Consider the following 8735-nt stretch of genomic DNA (forward strand, 5'->3'; position numbering starts at 1 on the left):
CATTATGCCGTCGTTTTTCTATTTACAAAATGGATAGAATATATCCGCCAAAGGCTCCAAGTATAACGATAACCCAAGGTGGTGTTTTCCAAAAAGCGAGCAAGCAAAATAGAAGAGATGCAAAAACAAAATCTACAGCGTTCATAATCGTGCTTGTCCAAATCGGATCATAAAAAGCTGCTAGTAAAATACCTACAACGGCCGCATTGACTCCAAGTAGTGCGCCTTGTATGAAAGATATTCTTCTTACACTGTCCCAAAATGGTAAAACACCAATAACGAGTAAGAAAGCAGGAAGAAAAATCGCAATTGTTGCGAGTATTGCCCCAAGCGTCCCGTTTAACACTGCCCCTATATAAGAAGCGAATGTAAATAGTGGTCCTGGCATTGCTTGTGTTAATCCGTATCCAGCTAGAAACTGTTCTTTTGTCATCATTCCGTTTTGTACGAATTCACCTTCAAGAAGAGGTAGCACGACGTGTCCGCCTCCAAATACAAGTGCGCCAGAGTGATAGAAACTATCGAATAAGGCGATGTAATAAGAGAACGGTCTTAAAATTGGTAGTAGTAGTAATAGTCCGAAGAATAAGACGAGACACGAAACTGCTATTTTTTTTGAAATAGGCACTTTTATACTTTGAGATTGGCTAATTGGTTGGTTGCGATATAAAAACCAGCCGATACAGCCAGATATGATAATGAGAGTGACTTGTGTCCAGCTACTTGGCCATAATAGAGCGATTGCGGCAGTTATAATTGCAATCGTCGCACGATTTCGGTCTGGCGTTAATTTTTGCGCCATTCCCCATATTGCATGAGCGACAATAGCGACTGCTACAAGTTTTAGTCCATGAATCCAGCCAGCACTTCCAAGATCGAACTGATTAAGGAATGAGGCGAAGAGAACTAAAACGAGCACAGACGGTAAAGTGAATCCAATCCATGAAATAATAGCTCCTAATAGTCCTCCCCTTAATAATCCAACCCCCATACCGACTTGGCTGCTAGCAGGACCAGGAAGGAATTGACTTAGTGCTACTAAATCTCCGTAGCTCCGTTCATCCATCCATTTTCTTTTTTGCACATATTCATGGTGGAAATACCCAAGATGGGCGACAGGACCACCAAATGAAGTAAGTCCTAATTTAAATGAAACGAGAAAAATCTCTAATAATGTGTGAAAAGTGTATTTGTTATTTTTCAAAATGCCCTCCTAGAATGTTTTTCTAAGTGCATTATACAAGAGGTAGTAAAGCAAAAGGAACGATTCTAATGTAAAGATTTTGTGAAACTTTACATTGAAATTAGAAGTGGAAAAAGTCATAAATGATTATGTATAAACCATAAAGTAGTAGAAGTAGTGCTGGGAAATTTATATAAGGAGAATGCCCGTATGACAACACATTTCTTTGCGAGGTTAACAGGTAAGAGGGAAATACCTCCTGTAAATACAGAAGCTTATGGCGTAGCAGAGTTTATATTTAGTGAGGATTTAACGAAATTGCATTACAGGGTCATATTGAAAAATATAGAAAAGGTTACATCGTGTCAAATTCATTTAGGAAAGACCAGTCAAATTGGCCCTGTTGTTTTTTATTTATACGGTCCACTGGAGCAAGGAATTAGTTTGAACGAGGGGAGCATTACTGGTGTAGTAAATGTGGAGGAGTTTGAGGGGCCTTTACAGGGGCGAGCGTTTGATAGCTTACTTCAAGAAATCATTCAGGCGAATGTATATGTAAATGTTTATACGAAGTCCAATAAAAAGGGCGAAATCAGGGGTAGAATCAGGAAAGTAAAGAAGTAGAAAAAAGGCTGTTCATATTGAACAGCCTTTTCTGCTATAAGGTGCGAATTTTAGCGATTATTGACGGTAAATCGATATATTAGAAAAATCGCTGATAAAACTCGAGTTGCGCTGATATATTTTGAGAATCGCTGATAAAACCCGAGTTGCGCTGATATATCCTGAAAATCGCTGATAAAATCTGAGTTAAGATTAATATACTAAAAAACTGCCGCGGCTAATTTTTTATAGGCTGATTTTTAATGAAGAAGTCCATTACATAAAACACTTCGTCATCAGGTATTTGTATTTCAAATGTATTTTCAATTGGCTGCAATGCTTTTTTTACTTTCATATACATCCAGTATTCATCTTGTCTTCGTTTCTCTTTATCCGGATGAGGGAGGAGGCTTTCTCCTTTTTGAAGACGGTCAACCATACAGCTCATATGCAGAATAACACCCATTAAACTGTCAGGAGTTAGCTGTAAGGAAATTAATTCTTGAATTGTATTTAATGCGTAACGAATTGTTTTGATAAGTAGTGCTCCGTCGTTACGCTGCATTTGTTGTTCAAGAATATCAGCCATTTTTGCATATGTTTCTTCATACGTAATTAATTCTTGAATTGGCTGAATTGCTGTGTAGTTTACAATGTCTTGGAAATGATAAGTTAAGCATGGCACCTGCACATCAAAATTCGTAACAATACAAATGATATTCCGCTCTTTTTTTATGTTCTCAATCATTTTTGTTAAATCTTTTTCATGGACGATACTAATCGGAATAATTTCAATTAAGTCTTTGTCAAATCGCAAATAGTTCTCCAACATTTTTTGAATAGCTAAAGCACTGCCTTCCCCAGTTAAACAAGCTGTCAAAATAACAGATTTCATTGGTGATAGCGGCTTTTTCTTTTCTTCTTGTACGTTTAAGTAAAACGGTGTTAAGTTCTTCACTGTTTCATATAATGCATCTAACGAGTAGCCAAGCTGAGCTTTTCGAGCAGCTTCTAGTGCATGTGGAGTGCTCGTCATGGAAAGAACACGTACCGGGATTTTGAACTCAGTTTCTAATATATCACCAATGTAAGCGAGTGATCCCATATCAACGAGTAAGAGAAGCCCGTTTACATTTTGGAGTGTTTTCATATACACTTTCACACGCTCTAAGAAATCTTTCGGCGATTCATGTAACGGCATATCGATACCGGTTACTTCATCAATGCCGAGCAGTTCGTTTGCGACGTTTGCCATTTCTGTTGCTATGCCGTTGCCGTGCGCTAATATTAATACTTTTACTTCTGTTTGTGAGGCAGGAATCGGATCAACAACGAAGAACATTGTTAAAAAGCCTGCTTCATCAATAGGCATTGTTATTTGTAATTCGTCCTCCAGTAGTTGAATGCATTGCATTGCTACGGAAAAAGCTTCTTTATATTTCGTACGAATTTGATTTAATTGTGGATGATGAATTTGTTTTCCAGCCTGTAAACGTTGTAGAGTTGTCTGTACATGTAAACTTAAAGCGAGAAATACTTTTTCATCGAATGTTTTGGATAAATGTTTTTCAGCAAGTTCTGCAATTCTTTCACAAACGGAAACGATATTACGATCCACAATTTTAAAAACATTTTCATGACTTGTCTTTTTTGACATTTGGTTAAAATATTGTACGAAAAAGCTTTGAATATCGTTTTCTATTAGTAATTCTAATTCTTCCTCTTCAATACCACGAGCTTGAAGTTCTTCATATTTATAATCAATATAATCGTAAATAGAAGACTGTTTTTCATTTTCTATTTTATGATTACTCCAACCTTCATCACTTGTAAATATAAATGTTTCATTTGGTATTTGGTATAGATGACGGCTCTTTCTTTCAATGAATAGTCCTTCTTTCATATACCAAGGTAAGTCTGTACTTGAAACATAGACAGAATCACGTTTCTTTGTCACGAAGTCAGAATAGGCTTTCGCACAGGCGATTTGTACATCCGTTTTTAATTGACCGATGTTATTGGGACAATTGTAAAAGACGAAAGCACGCATTGCATTCGGACTCACGTGAATTTCTTTTCGCAAGCGAATTGCTTCGTTTGTGAAAAATAGTTGCAGTAAAGCAAAACGTTCTTTATGTGTACGCTCACGAAGTGGTGGCAATGTGACAGTCATTGGTATACGTCTTGTAAATGTTTTTAATAAAAATGAATTTGGTTCTTCTGTTGTTGCAGTAATGATTAATACTTGTGCTTTACGTTCGTTTTCTGTTTCTCCAAGGCGGCGATATACTCCGCGATCAATAAAGGTGAAAAGCATTTCTTGTCCCTCTGGAGGAAGGCGATGTACTTCATCTAAGAAAAGGATCCCTTCATGTGCTTTTTCAATTAACCCTTTTTGATCACTTGCTCCTGTATATGCTCCTTTTTTAATCCCAAATAATTGCCCGAGTAGTAGCTGTGGGTTATTTGCATAATCAGCACAGTTAAAGACGATAAATGGTGCGTTTTTAGGAAGCTGTTCCACTTCAATTGCATATTCGTGCATTAAAGAAGCGAACATAGATTTTCCGACGCCTGTTTCTCCGAGCAGTAAAGTATGCATACCGTTTGGAGGATAGAGAATAGAAGCTTTCGCTTTTTCAATTGCGATTTTAAGGCTTGTATTTTCAATTGCAAATGTATCTAATGAAGTTACTTCTTTTGAATGCGTTTCCAACAAAGCGTTCGTTTCTATATAAAAACGAACAGGACGCGTATTTGTTTTTAATAAACGTTTATCTTTTACAAGTTTGTTTAAGTCGCTACTTACATTAGCGCGATCTAGTTGCAACAGGGTAGCGAGTTCTGATGCGGTTACACCTTCTGTATACTTGCCTTCTTGTATTGCGTTAAAAATGAGATCTATTCGTTTCATTTCTATTCACCTCGAAACTTCATCACTATTTAAAATTTTACACAAAAATGGGAAGGGTGGGAAGAGAAAAATAAAACAGCTTTAGTATATAGGTACTAAAGCTGTTACAATCTTGTGTCTTTCCAAAAGTTTACTTTGAGATGAGAAGATGGATTATAGGGAAGAAGTTTATATCCTTGTGACTGTAAGTAATCAATTACTTGTGGCAGTATTTGTACGGTTACACTCGAATCATGCATTAAAATTACTTCGACTTGTTCATCGCTCTGATTACGTACCCTTTCTAGTATGGCAGAAGGATTGTCATAGCTTTTCCAGTCGTATGTATCGATTGTCCAATCCCACATTTTATACTGGGCTGATACAAGTGCATCACGATAATTCTTCTTTAAGTAAGGCATGCTACCGTACGGGACACGAACGAGATGTGTATTTAATTTTGTAACTTGTTGGACAATGTTTTGTGTTTGTTCCATTTCTGTAATTAAAGCAGATGGATCACCAGTGTAAAGACGTTTTACATCATGTGACATACTGTGAAGTCCAATATAGTGTCCATCTTTAATTAATCGTTGCATTGTCTTTTTATAATGTGGTACTTTTCCGCCAATAACAAAGAAAGTTGCTTTTCCGTTCTTTTCTTTTAAGATGTTTAAAATTTGCGTAGTATATTTGTTTGGTCCGTCATCAAATGTTAAGTACGCGATTTTTTTTGTAGAAGAAGTAGTCTCGGTATTTGGATGATGTTCAGCAGGGGAAATAGTAGTTGCTCCTGCATGAGGTGACGCGTACATAGTAATCGTTAAAAATAAAATAATGTATTGAAATACTCGCTTGATCATAACATTCACCCTCAGTTTGACAATCAAGATGTAAAAAAGAAAATATAATCCTTTTCTTATTATGTATATCTTTCTCCAATAGTGGAACTCTCAAACAAGCTATATTTTGGAAATGTAAAATAATGAATAAAAAATAGCATCCTCTTATAAGAAAGAGGATGCTATTTGAATATTTCATAATAGTAAAGGCTATACTACAATTAGTCTTCGCGTTTTTTCACTTTTTTATAAAAGGAAATAAGTGGTTTGTAACGTTCATGTACAAGACCGATTACTTCAGCAATAATCTCTGTAAAGAAGATTAAAATGAAAAGAAGAATAATGGATAACCATAATGTCGCACTAGAGAAAATGATTGCATTTACACTAAAGAAAATACCGAATGCGTATATAATTAGTACCGTTTTACGATGAGAGAAGCCCATTGCAAGTAAACGGTGATGTAAATGCGATTTATCTGGTGCTGAAATAGGTTTTTTATTTACGATACGACGGATAATTGCAAATGTCGTATCAAATACAGGTACGCCTAAAATGATAACTGGAACGATAAAGCTGAATAACGTTACACTTTTGTATAATCCAAGTAACGATATAACAGAAATACAGTATCCTAAAAATAGTGCTCCTGTATCTCCCATGAAAATTTTTGCTGGATGGAAGTTGTAGAATAAAAATCCAAGTGTACTTGCAAGTGCAATTAGTGCTAGAGGTAAAATGATAGCTGTTCCAGTGCCCCATGGGCTAGTGAAGGCCATATACGCTAGCGTTGCAAGTACGATAGATGAAATACCAGCAGATAATCCATCTAAGCCATCAATTAAGTTGATTGCATTTGTAATACCTACAATCCAAAATACTGTAATTGGGTAAGCAAGCCATCCAAGTTCAGTATCCCCGAGGATTGGAATATATAATACTTGCACTAATAATCCACTTTTTACAATCATAATGGCAACTAATAGTTGTCCACCGAATTTTACCTTCGCAGATAACTCGTACATATCATCTAAAATACCGATGATTACAATGATAATCGCACCTAGCGTTATCGATAACATTCTTTGTTCGTATAAGCCACCAACAACAAATCCAACAGCCACACCAATAAATATTGCTAATCCGCCAAGACGAGGCATAATCTTTTGGTGCACTTTACGTGCGTTTGGCTTATCTGTTGCTCCTATTTTAAAAGCTAACTTAATAACTAAAGGAGTAACGACGAGTACAGTGATGAAAGATGCCAAAATGGCATAAATCACTTGTGAGTCCATTAATACCCCACCCTTTTATAGTCTAACGTAATTTTTTTTAATATATTTATCTGAAAATTATGATGTTTATTTGCAGGCTCATAACATATGGTATCACAAAAAGATTAGAATTCAATCTTTTTTTCGTTTTACGGTAAATGGAAGCAGATAGAATATATGACAATTGTATACAGAATGTTGAATCATTTAAGAAGGTTAATCGTATTGGGCTTTGGAATATGACATTTTCTCTTTTTCTTTAATAGCGAATACTTTTATTTCATTATTATAAGTGTTACACGTAGAAATGAGTAAGTTCCGTGTTAAAATGTGGGAATTTATCCTGCATGAAGTGGCAGCTTTAATCTCGGTAAAATCTCTATCAGTTTAATGAAAAATATTTAATTTTACAAAAACTTAAAAAAGAATGAAGAAAGTAATTCATATAATAAAGAAGTAAAAGAGTTTTCTCATTTTTAAGGTGAGAGGAGGATGCACAGGGAGAATTCTATGTATTCGTATATTTTCTATTGTATATTCCTGTGCGAAAAGGAAATGAACATTACGATAATAGGTACCGGATACGTTGGATTGATTACAGGGGTAGGATTGGCAGTATTGGGACATTCGGTTACATGTTTTGATATAAATGATGAGAAAATTGAACGGATAAAACAAGGGGATCTGCCTATTTATGAAGCTGGCTTATATGAATTAATACATGATGCGTGTGAAAATAATCGTTTAACTTTTACAACAAGTAAAGAGGAAGCATTTAACGATGCAGAATTTATATTTATTGCAGTTGGAACGCCATCGTTATTAGATGGGACAGCGGATTTAACATATATTCAAAACGCATGTGTTGATATTGGGACATATGCGACTAAAGACATTATTGTTGTTACAAAAAGTACTGTTCCTGTAGGGACGAATGGTGCTATGAGGGGATGGATTGAGGAGACATTACAAAACAGACATGAATTACATATTGTATCGAATCCTGAATTTTTACGGGAGGGTTCAGGGATTTATGATTTTTTTCAGGGAGATCGTATTGTAATTGGGGCCGATAATGAGGAAGCGGCACGAAAAGTGGAGAATTTATATAGTGAATTACACTTAAAAACATATGTTACAGATATAAAAAGTGCAGAGATGATTAAATATGCATCGAATGCTTTTTTAGCGACAAAAATTAGTTTTATCAATGAAATTTCAAATATATGTGAGAAGGTAGGAGCCAATGTATTAGACGTCGCAAAAGGGATGGGAATGGATAAGAGAATTGGAGCGTCTTTTTTAAATGCGGGCATTGGTTACGGGGGATCGTGTTTTCCGAAAGATACGAAAGCGCTTGTGCAAATTGCAGGAAATGTGGCACATGATTTTCGCTTGTTAAAAGCCGTCATTGAAGTAAATAATAAACAACAGTTATTATTGATTGAGAAAGCGAAGAAAGTAATAAATATGAACAAGAAGCGGATTGCGGTGCTGGGAGCGGCATTTAAACCGAATACAGATGATATAAGAGATGCACCGTCCCTTATTATGATACAAGAGTTAATAAATCTAGGTGCGGACATAGTTCTATATGACCCGAAGGCGATTCAAAATATGAAAAATATCTTTGGGGAGACTATACAATATAGTGAATGTATAGATGAATCGATTAGAGGAGCGAGTGCGGCTTTTATCGTGACAGAATGGGAAGCTATCCGGACTTATCCGTTAGAAAAGTACGTACAACTTATGAGAGAACCTATTTTATTCGATGGAAGAAATTGTTATACTAATGAAGATGTAAAGAAGCAAGGAATAGATTATTATTCTGTTGGAAGAGAAAGTATTTATAAGAGGGATTTTTCCGTTATTCGTTAAAAGGTATGTATTCATGTATATTCTTATATGTCATAATAGGATTTGTAACTAGTGAAAGA

At 35.6% G+C, this 8735-nt stretch carries 6 protein-coding genes; 2 read left to right on the plus strand and 4 right to left on the minus strand.

What is annotated here, in order from left to right; genetic code table 11:
* Nucleotides 1–22 precede the first annotated feature (22 nt).
* Nucleotides 23–1204, minus strand: a complete 1182-nt coding sequence (locus ACVWY7_RS25430) for a chromate transporter (RefSeq protein WP_456524037.1) — start codon at nt 1202–1204, stop codon at nt 23–25.
* Between the two features lie 189 nt (nt 1205–1393).
* Here ACVWY7_RS25430 and exsM point away from each other — a divergent pair, with 189 nt between their 5' ends.
* Nucleotides 1394–1807, plus strand: a complete 414-nt coding sequence (exsM, locus tag ACVWY7_RS25435) for an exosporium regulatory protein ExsM (RefSeq protein ID WP_000207034.1) — start codon at nt 1394–1396, stop codon at nt 1805–1807.
* 217 nt (nt 1808–2024) lie between these two features.
* Here the strand turns inward: exsM and ACVWY7_RS25440 are convergent, their stop codons facing one another.
* The 3 genes from ACVWY7_RS25440 to ACVWY7_RS25450 all read right to left on the minus strand — a co-directional run bounded on the left by ACVWY7_RS25440 (nt 2025) and on the right by ACVWY7_RS25450 (nt 6816).
* A complete protein-coding gene (locus tag ACVWY7_RS25440) occupies nt 2025–4700 on the minus strand; it encodes a PRD domain-containing protein (protein ID WP_000820931.1) in 2676 nt (891 codons plus the stop codon).
* Between the two features lie 104 nt (nt 4701–4804).
* Entirely contained in the window at nt 4805–5542 is a 738-nt protein-coding gene (locus ACVWY7_RS25445; protein WP_000597162.1) for a polysaccharide deacetylase family protein, read from the minus strand.
* A gap of 200 nt (nt 5543–5742) precedes the next feature.
* Entirely contained in the window at nt 5743–6816 is a 1074-nt protein-coding gene (locus ACVWY7_RS25450) for a glycosyltransferase family 4 protein (RefSeq protein ID WP_000378311.1), read from the minus strand.
* A gap of 489 nt (nt 6817–7305) precedes the next feature.
* On the opposite strand from ACVWY7_RS25450, the gene ACVWY7_RS25455 reads away from it, so the two are divergent.
* The gene (locus ACVWY7_RS25455) at nt 7306–8676 is read left to right on the plus strand and encodes a UDP-glucose dehydrogenase family protein (protein WP_139242293.1); all 1371 of its coding nucleotides are present in this window, start codon (nt 7306–7308) and stop codon (nt 8674–8676) included.
* The last annotated feature ends 59 nt before the right edge of the window (nt 8677–8735 follow it).

The sequence above is a fragment of the Bacillus sp. TE9106W genome (assembly GCF_054062215.1).

Coding starts and splice junctions, on each gene's coding strand:
- exsM (WP_000207034.1), top strand. CDS start 1,394: ATGACAACACATTTCTTTGCGAGGTTAACAGGTAAGAGGGAAATACCT.
- ACVWY7_RS25440 (WP_000820931.1), bottom strand. CDS start 4,700: ATGAAACGAATAGATCTCATTTTTAACGCAATACAAGAAGGCAAGTAT.
- ACVWY7_RS25445 (WP_000597162.1), bottom strand. CDS start 5,542: ATGATCAAGCGAGTATTTCAATACATTATTTTATTTTTAACGATTACT.
- ACVWY7_RS25450 (WP_000378311.1), bottom strand. CDS start 6,816: ATGGACTCACAAGTGATTTATGCCATTTTGGCATCTTTCATCACTGTA.
- ACVWY7_RS25455 (WP_139242293.1), top strand. CDS start 7,306: ATGTATTCGTATATTTTCTATTGTATATTCCTGTGCGAAAAGGAAATG.